At 46.6% G+C, this 16,801-nt stretch carries 9 protein-coding genes; 2 read left to right on the top strand and 7 right to left on the bottom strand.

Annotated features, from left to right (window positions below; translation table 11 throughout):
• Window positions 1–174 precede the first annotated feature (174 nt).
• A complete protein-coding gene (gene kup, locus LPW36_RS06690) occupies window positions 175–2,043 on the top strand; it encodes a low affinity potassium transporter Kup (protein ID WP_230608734.1) in 1,869 nt (622 codons plus the stop codon).
• 262 nt (window positions 2,044–2,305) lie between these two features.
• Here the strand turns inward: kup and mdtD are convergent, their stop codons facing one another.
• The 4 genes from mdtD to yieH all read right to left on the bottom strand — a co-directional run bounded on the left by mdtD (window position 2,306) and on the right by yieH (window position 6,734).
• Window positions 2,306–3,700 (bottom strand): multidrug transporter subunit MdtD, encoded by a 1,395-nt coding sequence (gene mdtD, locus LPW36_RS06685; RefSeq protein WP_230608733.1) that lies wholly within the window; start codon window positions 3,698–3,700, stop codon window positions 2,306–2,308.
• A gap of 3 nt (window positions 3,701–3,703) precedes the next feature.
• Complete coding sequence (locus LPW36_RS06680; protein WP_230608732.1) at window positions 3,704–4,423, bottom strand: FadR/GntR family transcriptional regulator; 720 nt, start codon at window positions 4,421–4,423, stop codon at window positions 3,704–3,706.
• Window positions 4,424–4,707: 284 nt separating this feature from the next.
• On the bottom strand, window positions 4,708–5,952 hold the full coding sequence (gene mdtG / locus LPW36_RS06675; RefSeq protein ID WP_230608731.1) for a multidrug efflux MFS transporter MdtG: 1,245 nt from the start codon (window positions 5,950–5,952) through the stop codon (window positions 4,708–4,710).
• Window positions 5,953–6,065: 113 nt separating this feature from the next.
• Complete coding sequence (gene yieH, locus LPW36_RS06670; RefSeq protein ID WP_230608730.1) at window positions 6,066–6,734, bottom strand: 6-phosphogluconate phosphatase; 669 nt, start codon at window positions 6,732–6,734, stop codon at window positions 6,066–6,068.
• Window positions 6,735–6,990: 256 nt separating this feature from the next.
• On the opposite strand from yieH, the gene LPW36_RS06665 reads away from it, so the two are divergent.
• Entirely contained in the window at window positions 6,991–8,325 is a 1,335-nt protein-coding gene (locus tag LPW36_RS06665; protein WP_230608729.1) for an NCS2 family permease, read from the top strand.
• A 63-nt stretch (window positions 8,326–8,388) separates the two neighbouring features.
• Here the strand turns inward: LPW36_RS06665 and LPW36_RS06660 are convergent, their stop codons facing one another.
• From LPW36_RS06660 to LPW36_RS06650, 3 genes are all read right to left on the bottom strand, one after another.
• On the bottom strand, window positions 8,389–9,393 hold the full coding sequence (locus LPW36_RS06660; protein ID WP_230608728.1) for an OmpA family protein: 1,005 nt from the start codon (window positions 9,391–9,393) through the stop codon (window positions 8,389–8,391).
• Window positions 9,394–9,479: 86 nt separating this feature from the next.
• Window positions 9,480–16,175, bottom strand: coding sequence for an Ig-like domain-containing protein (locus LPW36_RS06655; RefSeq protein ID WP_338085970.1), 6,696 nt, complete (start codon window positions 16,173–16,175; stop codon window positions 9,480–9,482).
• A gap of 23 nt (window positions 16,176–16,198) precedes the next feature.
• A complete protein-coding gene (locus tag LPW36_RS06650; protein WP_230608727.1) occupies window positions 16,199–16,762 on the bottom strand; it encodes a LemA family protein in 564 nt (187 codons plus the stop codon).
• Window positions 16,763–16,801 lie beyond the last annotated feature (39 nt).

Below are 16,801 nucleotides of genomic sequence, written 5' to 3'. Positions count from 1 at the left end.
ATAGCAGATCTATGATTAGTAATACTTTTACTTTCCAACTAAAATAGAGCTATCAGGGAAAGTTAAACGTTACTATTGAATATATTATTGTATCTGTTTTATATAAAGCAGATATTTTCACTATGCCTTTGGTTCTCCAACCACCGTATGCAAACGCGGATATAAGAAGCACTTATGAGTACAGATAATAAACGCTCGTTGCCAGCAGCCATGTTAGCCACCATTGGTGTGGTTTATGGTGATATAGGTACCAGTCCTCTTTATACCTTAAGGGAATGTTTCTCAGGCTATTATGGATTTAGCGTTGAACCGGATGTCATTTTTGGTTTCCTGTCTTTAATCTTCTGGATGCTTATTTTGGTGGTATCCCTTAAGTATTTAAGCTTCGTTATGCGAGCGGATAATGCAGGGGAAGGCGGGATTTTGACGTTAATGTCTCTGGCGGGTAGGTATGCCAGCGATAAGAAAACTGCATTTGTGGTGATTATTGGGCTAATTGGTGGCAGCTTCTTTTATGGCGAAGTGGTGATTACCCCGGCAGTTTCCGTGATGTCAGCGTTGGAAGGGTTAGAGATTCTGGCGCCTTCTCTTGAAGCCTATATTGTCCCCTGTGCGGTGGTGGTTTTAACCATTCTTTTTTGTATTCAAAAGCATGGAACCAGCGGTATCAGTAAAGTATTTGCTCCCGTTATGCTACTTTGGTTTTTAGTTATTGGTTTATTGGGCGTACGTAGCGTTATAGCCAGCCCGGAAGTGCTGTATGCACTGAATCCTTCCTGGGCGATTGGTTTTTTTCTGGAATATAAAGCGTTATCGTTTTTTGCTCTTGGCGCCGTGGTTCTGGCGATTACCGGCGTAGAAGCGTTGTATGCGGATATGGGCCACTTTGGTAAAATGCCTATTCGTTATGCCTGGTTCACCATAGTGTTGCCTTGTCTGGTTCTAAACTACTTTGGTCAGGGCGCATTATTGTTAAGAAATCCTGAAGCAATAAAGAACCCGTTCTTCTTACTGGCTCCGGATTGGGCGCTTATTCCTCTGCTGATTTTGGCTGCACTGGCGACGGTTATCGCTTCTCAGGCTGTTATTTCCGGTGTTTTCTCGCTGACGCGGCAGGCGGTGCATTTAGGCTATTTACCACCGATGAAGATTTTGCACACCTCTGATATGGAGGCAGGGCAAATCTATATTCCGGTGATTAACTGGCTGTTGTATATCGCTGTAGTACTGGTGATTGTTACTTTCAAACACTCCAGTAACCTTGCGGCTGCTTACGGTATTGCCGTAACGGGAACCATGGTAATAACTTCAATTCTCTCCTGTACGGTGGCGAATCAAAACTGGCACTGGCCGCGTATTGCTACTGCCACTATTCTGGCGGTTTTGCTGTGTGTTGATGTGCCGCTGTTTTCAGCTAACGCCGTTAAGGTGTTCTCAGAGGGTTGGTTACCGTTACTGCTAGGGTTATGTATGTTTATTGTGATGACCTCCTGGAAAAGCGAGCGGTTCCGGTTGTTACGTCGTATACATGAGCATGGTAATTCTCTGGAAGCGTTGATTGCTTCACTGGAAAAGAACCCTCCTACGCGGGTGAAGGGGACTGCGGTCTTTATGATACGCACAACCAACGTGATCCCATTCTCTTTGCTGCATAATTTAACCCATAACAAAGTGCTGCATGAGAGAGTCATTCTGATGACGATAAAAACTGTTGATACCCCTTATGTACATAACGTTCAGCGGGTGACGATTGAGCAGCTTTCACCATCGTTCTGGCGTGTAGTATCCAGTTATGGTTATAAAGAAACGCCAAATGTTGAAAACATCTTTTATCTGTGTGGGTTGGAAGGCTTGTCATTTAGCATGGAGGAAACTTCATTTTTCCTTTCCCATGAATCCGTGAAGTTAGGTAAACGTCCGTGGTATTTAAAAATCAGAGGGCAGCTGTTCCTGGCGCTTAATCGTAATGCTTTGCGGGCACCGGATCAGTTTAAGATACCGCCGAACAGGGTGATTGAGTTGGGGACGCAGATAGATATATAGTTTTTTATTGTTTTAAGTTAGATGCTATGAATATTCCGACCGTAAAAGCACTATTGCGTATATTGGCATAGTGCTTGGCCGGAAGACCGTCAGTACTTAAGCCCGGAGTGTGTCGGGCCTAGCCCGCTTAGGGGCGGTTATGAAACACCCTGCGGGCCAGCGCGAGCGCTGTTCAAACAGGCTTTGCCTGTTTGTCGTTGGCTTACGCCAAGTCGATCCCAACAGCGGTCTCTCCCGACGATTAACTTTGTTAACACATAACTTATTTAGTTCTTCTACCCGTTATCAAATTATCTCCATCGCCAGGTTTTAGCATGATGAATACCAGCGAGGATAAGAAGGTGATAACGCCCATGGTGATGAAAGTGTAGTGGAAGTGGTCGATGGTGTTTCCGTTAGAGAAGGTTTCGTAAGCGTGAAGTACCGTTGCACTGATGGCGACACCAAAGCTAATGGAGAGCTGCTGGGTTACTGCCATCAGGCTATTGCCGGAACTGGCGGTTTTATCAGTTAAGTCGCCCAGCGTGATGGTATTCATGGCGGTGAACTGTATAGACATCACCATCCCTATTAAAAACAGTGGGATAATCAGCATCCATAGCGGTTCTGCCGGATCCTGTAATGAAAATTGAGAGATCATGGCGCCAATTAGCAGAGTCACGCCAATCAGAGTATTACGATAGCCAAACTTATTCAGCACCTTAGTGACTATCGATTTAGCCAGCAGCGAACCAATGGCCGTTGGTGCCATCATACAGCCCGCTATCAACGCTGAATAACCAAATCCGATTTGTAACATTAGCGGCATCAGGAAAGGAACGCTTCCGGTTCCTAAACGCGAAACGATACTGCCCAAAATACCGACGGAGAAAGTTCGAATTTTAAACAGCGATAAATGAAACAATGGATGGCGATATCTAAGTGCATGCCACACATACAGGAAAAGTAAAATTATTCCTGAAATAAAGATAAGTATGGCTAATTGCGTTGAAACAATACGTTCGCTAAACAGTGATAATCCGCTAAGTAACATAACCAGGCTTAAGCCAAACAGCAGAAAACCCAAAATATCGAATTTGCGGCCGGGAACGGTAAAGTCAGGCATATATTTACGGGCGTAGAACATCCCAATTAACCCGATAGGGATATTTATCAGAAATATCCAATGCCAGGTAGCGTATGTAACTAACCATCCCCCCAGCAATGGGCCAACAATAGGGCCAATGAGTCCGGGGATAGTAACAAAATTTAATACGGGTAACAGTTCACTGCGTGGATAGGCTCTTAACAGCGCAAGGCGGGCAACGGGCATCATCATAGCCCCGCCCACACCCTGAATAATTCGGGAAATAACTAATATTGAGAGTGAATGTGATAGTGCACAAAACAGCGAACCAAGCACAAACAATAAGACAGAAATCATAAAAACTTTGCGGGTGCCAAAACGATCGGCCAACCAACCGCTAATAGGAATCAACATGGCAACCGTAAGCGTATAACTGATAATGGCTGACTGCATTGCCAAAGGGGAATGATTAAGACTTTTAGCAATAGCTGGAATTGCCGTATTTAATATGGTGGCGTCCAGAGCTTGCATAAAGAACGCAGTAGCGGCAATCCAGGGTAGGCCCGCTACACTACGTGCTGATTGAGTCATTCATTATCCTGCGGTTAATTCAATATTGTAGATCTTAATATCTTTTTCTAATAATTCCTGCGTGGCCTTAAGTGCTTCAGCACTATCTTTTTTTAGAATAGCATCAACAATAGATTGATGGTGTTCCAGCTTGATAACTTCATTATTGGTAACCGACCTGAAATAGGTTTGATAGACCGAACTAAACAGGCTGGAGAATGATGTTAAAAGCGGATTACAGCTGGCATTGTAGATAAGCTTATGGAATTCCGTATCTACCTGAATCCATTTTTCGGCATCAAAATTTTTATGTAATGAACGCATTTCAGCCATTAAAAGAGAGAGTTGATAACGTTGTTCATTGCTGGCGTAGATTGCAGCCAAAGCGGCTGCCTGAGGCTCTAACGCCCGGCGTAATACCACAAAGTGCTGAGTGACTTCAAAAAAGTTATCTTTACTAATCCACCATGAAAGCAGATCTTTATCGAGAAAATTCCAGTAATACTTTGGCATAACCCGCGTACCAATCCGCGGTCGGGCAAGTAACATTCCTTTAGCGGTAAGCATTTTTACGGCTTCTCTGATAGCGGTTCTGCTAACGCTATAAATTTCACAGAGTTCATTTTCACCCGGCAGTATGCTTTCTGCTGCAAATTCGCCAGACAAAATGCGGTGCGCTATCTTCTCTGCAACCAGGTAAGACAGATTTCGATGGGCAGCCTGCTGCTGAACATTAAATTGCATTATGTTAAGTATCCTTTCGCGGTTATCAATATAAACTATTTGATTTTTAATAATTATTTTTTGTTATTCAGAGATGAACATCTCATTTTATCCCATAAAGGTCGATAAAATAACAAACTCTTCACCATATTATGATCACACACAATCGATAACGTGTTTAATCCAGTTAAATAAGATGGGCGTTATCTACCTGAACGATTTGTGGATAAACTTTTTGGTCTTTGGGATAAACAATGAATCTCAGATAATCGTTTTATCGAATGAGATACCCTTTAGGATACAAATTACTCTTCCGATGGCGGCTTATGTACTTTTCTTGCCAGAAACCAGTAAGAGTAAACGGCATTAAACAATACCACTATAGCAGTAACGATAAATACTGCACGAAATCCGAGGGTTGCTGCCACGCTGGAACCCAAAAGTGGGCCACTGACGTTGCCGATATCACGAAATGATTGGTTATAGCTAAATATACGTCCGGCTACCTGATTGTTACAGTTATAAATTAGCAAAGTTTGTACCGCAGGTAACAGCGCACCATCAGCTATCCCCAGTAGAAAACGCAATGCTGCCAGCTGCCATGGGTTTTGCATAAACGCCATGGGTATCAGTACCAGAATGGAGAAAATCAGCATAGCTATCAAAATGCGCTCCGGGCCTATGCGATCGCCCAATTTCCCCAATCGTGGTGCACTCAACAGGGCGGCAAATCCTGGAACGGAAGCAATAAATCCGCTAATAAAGGCAAGATTCTCGATATTATTAGAAATTTCACGCACATACAGGGTCAGAATTGGTGCAATAGAGCCGGTAGCGACCTGAATAATCAGGGTGGTAACAAACAGCCCTAATACCAGCCTGGGTTTATTCAGAGAGGCAAAAACTTGTCGTCCACTTAACATGTCTTTTTTATGAACGCGGGTGAACTGCTCTTTAACCGCATACCAGGTAAGCAGGAAACAGATAAATAGTACGCTGGCGGTAATAAAGAATACCGGCCTCAGGCCATAACGGTCAGCCAGAAAACCACCAATCAGTGGTCCTAACAGTGCGCCACTAACGGAACCGGTTGATAAGGTTCCCAGTGCCCATCCGCTGCGATTACGGGGTACCTGAGTAGCAATTAGCGCATTGGCATTGGGTACAAACCCTCCTAATACCCCTAACATTGCGCGCAGACCAAGGAACTGCCAGATATTTTGAGCAAGCCCCATTAGTACCATAATAATTGCCATACCCAGCGCTGAACGAAGCAGCATCAGTTTTCGGCCACGACGATCTGCTAATCCACCCCAAAAAGGTGAAGCCAGAGCAGAAAATAAAAAAGTGATACTAAAAACCAGACCTGACCATAAATTCAGTTCACGGTGGCCAGTTATGCCGAGTTGTTCTATATATAAGGGTAAGAAAGGCATCACCAGACTAAAGGCTGCGCCGGTGAGAAAACATCCAATCCAGACCACCATCAAGTTTCTCTGCCAGTTAACTGGCGAAGAAAGTTCTATCGTGTCGGGATCTTCTGTTGGCATGTTTGACCTGCTAGGGTGACATTAGGGTAAGTGTTTAATATACAACCTCAGAATGCTACTAATACCGCCCTTTTAAAACTGGAATTCAGCTAAAACAGGGCGGTAAATCAATTTTACGGCTGATAAATATTCCAGCCTCTTCCTTTCCATAATTCTGGTAGTTCATTCATATTATAGAACGTGGTGACCAGAGGGTGATTGATTGGCTGGTTGTGTGGATCGGCACAGTAGTAAAATACCGGAATACCGGCAGCAATACCCGCATGGGCACCTGCGATCGAGTCCTCAACTAAAATGCATTTTTCCAATGGGATATCGAGACCGTCACAGGCAAATGCCAACAGTGCCGGATCGGGTTTCCAACGCTGAATATCAAAAGCGCTATACAGATGGTCGCCAAAGAAATCGATCAGTTTGGTTAACCCCAGAGAGTGTTGCATTTTACTGACCGGACCATTAGAAACAACGGCCATAGGCACCGTAATGCCTTCCAACAAAGGACGGATCCCTTCAATAGGCTTCAGGCTCAGTTCGAACAACCGCGCCATATCCTGCCGGTACTCTTTCTCCAGTTTTTCGTCAGGCTGCTCGAGACCATAAGTCTCCCTGACTTGAGCAAACACTTTATAAAGATTGGTACCCTTAAACTGTTTTATGCACTCTTCTGTAGAAAGCGGAATGCCATAGCTCTTAAAAACGTTAGAAAAAGATTCACAACATAAAATCTCGCTGTCTACTAAGGTGCCATCACTATCAAACAGCACGCATTCAACCGGTTGCATAATTTATTCCTTTACAAGTGACCAATATGTTTCATGCCACGTGGCATCTTACATATTAAAACACTGTTTTAAAAAATGATAGATCTTTGTTTATTTTGAATTTTTTGATACTTATCATATTGTTTGTAGTGCAAAATGACCCGCCAGGGTCAGAACTTAATGATAAAAACATAAATAAATCATGTAATCGATTGCGTATTTTGGTATATGTAGCGGCTTAGTTTTCTATTACTTCATCTTTTTCCCGGATATCAAAATGAACAAACCAGTTTCTGGACCTGCTAATGGGCAAGGATTACTAGAGCGCATATTTCAGTTAAATCAACATGGTACAACCATAAGAACTGAGATTGTAGCTGGCTTTACCACCTTTTTAACTATGGTTTATATCGTTTTTGTTAACCCTCAAATTTTAGGGGTAGCAGGAATGGATACCGAAGCGGTTTTTGTTACCACTTGTCTGGTTGCTGCATTTGGCAGCATCTTTATGGGGGTTTTAGCTAACCTTCCTGTTGCGCTGGCGCCGGCCATGGGGTTAAACGCCTTTTTTGCTTTCGTGGTTGTCGGGGCGATGGGGCATTCATGGCAAGTTGCTATGGGGGCTATTTTCTGGGGTTCATTTGGTTTTCTGTTGTTGACGCTGTTTCGAATTCGCTACTGGATGATCTCCAGTATTCCGGTCAGTCTGCGGGTTGGTATTACCAGCGGTATTGGTCTGTTTATCGGTATGATGGGGCTAAAAAACGCCGGTATTATTGTTCCGAATCCGGATACGCTGGTGGCGGTTGGTAATCTGACCTCTCTAAATGTTGCGTTAGGTATTTTAGGCTTCTTTATTATTGCAGTACTGGCGGCAAAAAATATTCATGCAGCAGTACTGATCTCTATTGTGGTTACTACGGGAATTGGCCTGCTGGTGGGGGATGTAACCTATCAGGGCATATTCTCTGCACCGCCGAGCATTGCCAGTATTGTTGGCCAGGTAGATGTAAAAGGAGCACTGGATGTCGGTTTAGCCGGAATAATATTCTCCTTTATGCTGATTAACCTGTTTGACTCTTCTGGTACTTTAATTGCGGTAACCGATAAGGCTGGACTGGCGGATGAAAACGGTAAGTTTCCGCGCATGAAGCAGGCACTTATGGTCGACAGTATTACTTCTACCGCTGGTGCTTATCTGGGAACGTCTTCTATCTCTACCTATATTGAAAGCTCTTCCGGCGTTTCGGTTGGCGGGAGAACCGGGCTGACGGCAGTGGTGGTTGGTCTGTTGTTCCTGCTGGTTATTTTCCTGTCGCCGCTGGCTAAAATGGTTCAGCCTTATGCGGTTGCCGGAGCGTTGATTTATGTGGGGGTTCTGATGACCTCCAGCCTGTCTCGCGTGAAGTGGAACGATTTAACGGAAGCAACGCCGGCGTTTATTACCGCGGTCATGATGCCGTTTACGTTCTCCATTACCGAAGGGATTGCTTTAGGCTTTATCTCTTATTGCGTAATGAAAGCGGGTGTTGGTCGTTGGAGAGAAATCAGCCCTTGCGTACTGATTGTTGCTTTACTGTTTTTGATTAAGATTATTTTTGTCGATCATTAATCTGATGAAAATAAAACCGGCCTGATTTTCAGGCCGGTTTCTTATTCGGTGGGTTAACGGATTTTATTCCGCACTATCATTGGTTTTAATCAAAGCATCTACCCGACGGTTTGCCCGGTTACAGTAGTTGCGCTCTTTGCTCTCCAGACTGTCACAATTTACCGTTGGGTTATTAGCTCCCTCACCGCTGGTAAACAGTACTGACCCTGGTACACCGTAGGATATCAGTAATTTCTTCACGGTTTCTGCCCGTTGTTCTGACAGTTTCTGGTTAAATTCCGGTGTACCAATTGGGTCAGCATGACCCACAATATTCACTCGTTGAATTTGAGGCAGACTATTAATATGTTTTGCCATATTTTTAACGATATTTATGCCACCGGATTCTATATCCGATACTTTATTACCGGCAAAGCTGAACAGTACATTACCTAACTGTGACATACCGCCAACATACTCACAGGGTTTGACTGCTGAAGCCCGGTTAATAGTCGCGCTACTCTTATAGCCAAACAGTTGGCTTTCGGCGGCGACGCGGTTTACTGATACCGGAGTACCTGTATTTTGATCGGGATTAGTTTCAACAAAATAGGTTTTCCCCCCCTTTAAACTGGCCATAGTTTTAGGTGCTGCTTTGCCCGTATAGTTGGGCGCATCATTTTGATAGACCTCAATAATGTTTTTTCCGGGTACCAGACAAAATACGCTAAATTGACCGCTTCTTATCGCGCCCTGAAACTCACGATCTACATAGATATTGGCAACGCCAACACCGCCATTGTTAGCTCTTTTAGGGTTATAGAAAACGATCTGGGACAGTGAATCACCAATGTTACCAACGGGTAGATACTGTAAACCAGTCTGCTTCATAATGACGGCAGGTCCCGGTGTTGAAACTTCCGGGATATTAGATGATTCATCCATAGAATTAATGATCATCGTGTCACTGTCTACCGCACCTCTGGCCATAACATTAAAAGCGAATAGAGCAGTGATCAAACCTACTGCTGATGCACGTAACCACGCTGATGATTGACTGACTTGTGATATTTTATTTTTCCTAAACATTTTTTACTCCTGAGTGACTTACTCACTGAAAATTAGATAAAGTGTTCCAGAGTGACCGCTAAATAGCGGTCACTTTAGTCACTCAATTACATGATGATTGGTGTTACGGTTTCTTCTACCAGAACTTCGACGCCTGAGGTGCTCATGCTCCATACGTTATAGGTATGGCCGTCATGCTGATAATTGCTCTGTGTCATTGCCCACTGGCCTGCGCCTTCTAATTTCAGGGTGCTGCCAGTTTCGCCTTCAACAACAATCGCTTTATCACCGCTCTTAATGGCCAACTCTTCTGAACCCATGCGCAGAACATCATCCAGCTTAACCGTCAATGTGTTATGGCCGCTGCCCAGGTCGAACTTCTCGAAGTTCTGCACCTTAGCCTGCAGGGCACCCAGGTTAAGGACTAAGTCATTACCGTCCAGAACCAGCGTATCGATACCACTGCCGCCGTTCACTGACAGGAAGTCCAGAGAGGCTACATGGATGGTATCGTTGCCTGCACCGCCGTTAGCAAAGTCACCGGTACTGATACCCAGAATGATGTCGTTTCCTGCACCACCCAGGATCAGGTCATGGTCAACTGGCTTACCGTCGATACCTTTACCATCTGCGATCAGGATGTCGTCACCGGTGGTATAGACCTTGGTGAAGTCTACCTTCGAGTAGTAAATGTATGCTGCACCGGAGCTGTTACCACCGTGGGTTCTGTCTTCTGAACCGTCAGGATTACGGGCATACACATTACTTTCTGGCGCACTACTTGCGATATCCAACAGGCCATCACCGTTCCAGTCGCCCAGCGTGATTGACTGACCCAGATGTTCACCGGCTTTCTCACCGTAAATCACATAGCCCTTACTTGGGTCATTGATTAACGTATTGATTGATACCACCGGTGAACCGGTCAGATAGTTATCTGCCTGACCGTAGATCACGTAGATCGCACCACACTCACTCTTACCGTTGGCAGTGACCTTCGGTGCACCAATAACGAAGTCGGCAATACCGTCACCATTAAGGTCTCCGCCGCCTGCCAGCGCTGCGCCAAACAGAGCGCTTGATTTACTCCAGTTGGTCAGTGATGAACCAGCGTTCAGAATGATCATACCGTCTGCTGCGGTGAAGGCTTTGGTTCCGGCAGGAACTGCGCCATTCGCAGCACTTGGTAATCCGATAGACTGGAAGCCCAGACCGCCTTGCTTACCGTAAACCACTACCGTCCTATCAACGTTGCTGTTTGGTAAACCAAAGGCAAAGTCGTCAATGCCATCACTGTTAATATCACCAAGGCGAGTCACCATGTGGTAGCCGTACCAGCGGTCAACCAGATAGTCATAGTCATTGGTTACAAAGCGTACGCCATCAACACCATCACGGAATTTACCCAGATCCATTATCTGACCGTATCCACCCTCTTTACCGTAGACCAGGTAGTGAGTTCTGCCGTCAGTACCCAGCATGAAGAAGTCTTCAATGCCGTCACCGTTAACGTCACCCACAGAGCCCATATAGGAACCCATGTCGTTATCATCAGTGCCGGCAAAGGCCACTGTGGTATTACGGACATTGTTCGTCAGAGTTTCTTTAGTCAGGTCAGTGGTCGGTACATAGTACGAACCGTATTCAAGACCACCAGTACCCAGGTACTTCATGTAAATATTTGACCAGTCACTGCCATCTGCCAGCGTTTTACCGCCGTAGATGATTTGTACTGAGCCTGAGTGCCAGCCGCTACTGTAAGTACCACCACTGTTGTTGTTAAAGATCAGGTCTTTATAACCATCACCATCAACGTCAGCTGCGGTAATACCGTAGAACATCCAGGCGTCAACACCGTGTCCGGTAACCGGGTTACGGTTAGAGATGGAGAAACCATGGGTGTTATCGCCAGCCATGATGGTCTTCATATCCAGCGTGCCGTTAGTGTAAGTACCCTGCGCACCGCCGTAAATGATGAACATGGTATCCTGAACGTGGCTACCTACTGCGATATCATCATAGCCGTCACCGTTCCAGTCACCGATGTTGGTCGCCACCATACCTTCCTGCGTATAGTTAGTGTCGGTGTTGGTGATGATCAGTCCCTGGCTCGGGGTGAGTGCACCCAGATGCGTCAGGTTTGGCAGACCAGCGCCGGTACCATAAATCAGATATGACTTACCAAGGTTACTGCTAGGCGTATCTGCGTTTGGTGCAGTAACGAAGAAGTCATCGATACCATCACCGTTAAAGTCACCCACGTTGGTAATCATCCAGCCTGCGTTGTCACCCGGTTTTTCACCGACCAGTGCACTACGCATATTGGACTTGATCACCAGATCGTCGGTACCACCATGAGCGCCAATCAGCTTACCTGCTGTTGAAGTTTGCAAGTTGCCCGCTTCATCAACAACAATCCCTTTCAGTTTATAAGAACCATCCTGCAGGCTTGGCAGATCGGTTGTCCAGGTACCATCTGCATTGACCTTAATGCCGGTCTGGAAGACGGTATCGCCTGCATCCAGTTTGCCATCGTTGTTCTTATCATCGAACAGGGTAACTGTCAGTTTGCTGAACGAATCGCTACCGGCGCTGACCTTACCGTTGATGGTTGGTGTGGCAAGACCGGTGATGTTGTCATCACTATAGTCACCCCAGTCACTGGCCGGATCCAGATCCACCGTGGTGGTGTTGGTTGGGCCAGTGGTGTCGATAACAACCACTTGACTACCTGTTGTACCTGCAACACCTGATTCAGAAACAACTCGCGCCTGGAACGTATAAGAACCGTCCATCAGATCTACTGATGTGTTGTCATAGGACCAACGCATACGGTCTTCGCTCAGGGTGGCATAATGCCAGGAGGCACCGTTATCCAGAGAAATCTGTACCTTCTGGTTATCCGGTAAAACTTCACCATTCAGACTACCGCCAATCAGCAGTGTTTTATCTTTAGTGATAAAGTCTTTATCAGATACGCCGGTATCTTCAGTGATATCGGTGATCTTAGCCAGAGTCGTTGGTATCGCAGTATCCAGCTTAATGCTGTATTTAGCGCTTGGATCGGTAGCGTTGCCTGCTGCATCTATTTCAACAGCGGTCAGGTCGTTCAGGCCTTCCGTTAGTGCCGTTGCCGGTTGCATTGACCACTTGCCGTCAGCATCCACCGTTGCAGAACCAATCACATGGTTGCCGGTACTGTCTTTGCTGTAGACCGTGATCAGATCACCCTTAGTACCAGTACCGCTGATGGTTGGACGTGTATCATCAGTAGCACCACCATTAGCTACGTTACCGGTGATAAGACCAACTTTGTCGTCCACGCCGGTAATTGCCAACAGGCTTTCATCTGGCTTGGTGTAGTCCATTGTCAGTACAAAGTCATCAGATTTATCACTGACGTTACCGGCTTTATCAGTAGCAGTAACGTGGAACTTATGCTCACCTTCTGTCAGGGCATCGGTAGTGAAGGTCCACTGACCGTTGCTGTCGGCAATAGTCGTTCCCAGCAGGGTTTCGCCATCGTATACGTTGACGGTGCTGTCTTTCTCCGCTTTACCACTCAGTGCAGGCGTTGAATCATCAGTGTAACTACCACTGCTCATAGGACCAGTAATAGTACCTACGTTATCCTCGGCTGACTCGATGGTTGGCTTAGTTGGCGCTACTGTATCAATGGTAAACATAAATGCATCGGTTGCTGCACTGGTGTTACCTGTCTTATCGGTGGCCTTGGCGGTAATGCTGTGCTCACCCTGAGATAATGCAGTGGCTGGTGTAAAGCTCCAGTTACCCTCGGCATCTACCGTGGTTGAACCTAGTAACGTTGCACCATCGTATACCTTGATAATGCTACCTGCTTTAGAGGTACCAATAATTTCTGGTTGAGTATCATCAGTGAAACCATTGGCCTTAATTGGGCCGGTGACATCCCCGACGTTATCTTCCAATCTGGTGATCGTCGCCACTAATGGCGTGGTATCAATAATAATATTGATAGCCGGTGTCGCTTCACCAGTATTACCGGCGGCATCGGTGACTGTGGTGCTGAATGCATGTGTACCATCAGTTAACGCTTCCGGTGTGAAGGTCCAATTACCATCAGCATCAGCCTTAACGGAACCAATTACCGTGTTGCCATCATAGAGAGTCACGATGCCGTTAGCTTCGGCCTTACCGCTGAAGGTTGGTGTGTTGTCATCGGTGGTATCGCCGTCTTTCAGCGCACCGGTAACGGCACCCTCGTTATCAGTAATAGTCAGGTCGGTAACCGCTCCTGGTGCAGTCGTATCCACCACAAAGTTGAACATATCAGTCTTAGTACTGGTTTGACCTACTGCGTTAGTGGTATCAACCGTTATTTTATATTCACCATCAGCCAGTGCAGTTGCCGGAGTGAATGACCACTTACCATCAGAATCAACCGTAGCTGTGCCAATATTCACGCCATCGTTATAGAGAGTGACAATACCGTTTTTAGCACCGGTACCAGAGAATGTTGGTGTGTTGTCATCAGTAAAGTCGCCTTTATTCAGGTTACCGGTGATATTACCCACATTATCATTAACTGATTCCAGCACCGGTACTTCTGGTACGGAAGTATCCAGTGTGACGCTGTACTTCTCACTCGGGTCGGTGATATTACCTACCAGATCTATTTCTACTGCGGTGAACTCGTTTACGCCTTCTTTCAGAGCTGTAGCTGGTTGCAGGCTCCACTTGCCTTCAGAATCCACAGATGTACGACCAATTTCATGGTTACCGCTGCTGTCCTTGGTGTATACGATAATCGTATCACCGGAAGTACCGGTACCGCTGATAGTTGGGCGGCTGTCATCGGTAGTTTCACCGGACTTAACATTACCCGTGTAAGCACCGACGGCATCATTGACACCAGTGATAGCCAGCAAACTGCTATCCGGACTGGTGAAGTCCATAGTCAGTATAAAGTCGGCAGACTTCTCACTGACGTTACCGGCTTTATCGGTCGCGGTCACATGGAAGCTGTGCTCGCCTTCTGCCAGTGCATCGGTGGTGAAGGTCCATTGACCGTTGCTGTCAGCAGTAACAGTACCTAACAAGGTTTCGCCATCGTATACGCTGACGGTGCTGTCTTTCTCCGCTTTACCGCTCAGGGTTGGTGTTGCATCATCGGTGTGGCTGCCGCTGCTCATTGGGCCAGTAATAATACCGACATTATCTTCTGCAGATTCAATGGTCGGCATTGTCGGTGCCAGAGTATCCACGGTGAAGATGAAGGCGCTGGTTGGCTCGCTGACATTACCGGCTTTATCGGTCGCGGTGGCGGTAATGCTGTGCTCACCTTCACTCAGATCGGCCGCCGGAGTGAAGCTCCAGTTGCCTTGAGCATCCGTTGTTGTTGAACCTAACAAAGTTTCGCCGTCATACAGGTTGATAATGCTGTCCGCTTTACCTTTACCAATCACTTCCGGACGGGCATCGTCGGTTATGTCGTTGGCTTTGATATCGCCGGTGATAGCGCCGACGTTATCCACCAGTTTAGTGATAGAGACTGACACCGTGCTGGTATCAATGGTGATATGCACAACGGCAGAAGCGTCACCGGTATTGCCGGCGGCATCGGTCACGGTGGTGCTAAACGCATGGTCACCGTCATCCAGTGCGTCTGGCGTAAAGCTCCAGCTGCCGTCGGCATCAGCCTTAACGGAGCCAATGGCCGTTTCGCCGTCATAAACGGTCACAATGCTGTCTGCTTCCGCTTTACCGCTGAAGGTTGGCGTTGCGTCATCGGTGGTATCGCCGTCTTTCAGTGCACCGGTAACGGCCCCGACGTTGTCAGTAATGGTCAGATCGGTGACGGTACCCGGTGCGCTGAAGTCCATAGTCAGAACAAAGTCAGCAGACTTCTCACTGAGGTTACCGGCTTCATCAGTTTCCACAATGGTAATACTGTGCTCGCCTTCCGCTAAAGGTGCTTCCGGTGTCCAGCTCCAGTTGCCGTTATCGTCAACGATCGCCGTACCAATTACTTCACCGTTATCAATAATGGAAATAACGTCACCGGCTTCACCCTTACCGTTAAACTCCGGCTGGGTATCGTCAGTCTTGTCACCGTTATTGATTGGGCCGGTTTTATCACCGACGTTATCGGTGATGGCCGGTGCTGCCGGGGTAGCTGGCGCGGTGGTATCCACTTCGAATACGACAGGTGCAGACGGCTGGCTGGCGTTACCGGCTTCATCGGTTTCTACAATGGTGATGCTGTGCTCGCCTTCCGCTAAAGGTGCTTCCGGTGTCCATGACCAGTTGCCGTTATCATCCACAACGGTGCTGCCAATCACGGTGCCATTATCAATAATGGCGATAACGTCACCGGCTTCACCCTTGCCATTAAACTCTGGCTGGTTATCGTCAGTCTTGTCACCGTTATTGATTGGGCCGGTTTTATCACCGACGTTATCGGTGATGGCCGGTGCTGCCGGGGTAGCTGGCGCGGTGGTGTCCACTTCAAAGGCAACCGGTGCAGACGGCTGGCTTGAGTTACCGGCTTCATCGGTTTCTACAATGGTGATGCTGTGCTCGCCTTCCGCTAAAGGTGCTTCCGGTGTCCATGACCAGTTACCGTTGTCATCAACGATCGCCGTACCAATCACTTCACCGTTATCAATGATAGCGATAACGTCACCGGCTTCACCCTTACCGTTAAACTCCGGCTGGGTATCGTCAGTCTTGTCACCGTTATTGATTGGGCCGGTTTTATCACCGACGTTATCGGTAATGGCCGGTGCTGCCGGGGTAGCTGGCGCGGTGGTATCTACTATAAATTAAGGCTGGAACTAATTAGCTAGTTAAATGTAATGCCGTTATAAGCGATCTCTTCAGCACTGATTTTTAACAGTGACATCCGTTGATAACCCATCGCTTTGGCACACAACACATCAGGAAACAGCGCAATACCGATATTGTAGAGGTTTACTGCATCATTAAAAAATTCCCGACGGTGGGCAATCTTATCCTCTACTTCACTGACTGATTTTTGCAGTTCAATAAAGGTCTCACCAGAAATAAGAGTTGGGTAATTTTCTGAAATGGCGATAACTGACTTTAACGCCGTCTCCATCTGATTAGCGGCATCCACTTTATCTTTTATCGAACCGGCATTCAGATAAGCCGCTCTGGCTTCACTCAGGTTGGTAAAGATTTCCTGTTCATGAGACATCGCTTTAGAAACCACTTGAATCAATGCGGGAATCTGGTCTGCACGCTGCTTTAAGATCACATCGATATTGGCAAAAGATGCATCAATATTATTACGCAGCGCCACTAAACGGTTATAAATGCTTATTGCCCAGCCACCGAGGCCCAACACGACAAAAATGACAACCACAATCGTAATCAGTAATCCCATCTCGATTTGCTCCCTGGTCTGTTAATTTAATGGCTGAAA

Source organism: Limnobaculum eriocheiris, assembly GCF_021010575.1.
Classification (GTDB): domain Bacteria; phylum Pseudomonadota; class Gammaproteobacteria; order Enterobacterales; family Enterobacteriaceae; genus Limnobaculum; species Limnobaculum eriocheiris.
The sequence above is the reverse complement of the archived record's forward strand: the minus strand, read 5'-3'. Positions and strand labels throughout refer to the sequence as shown.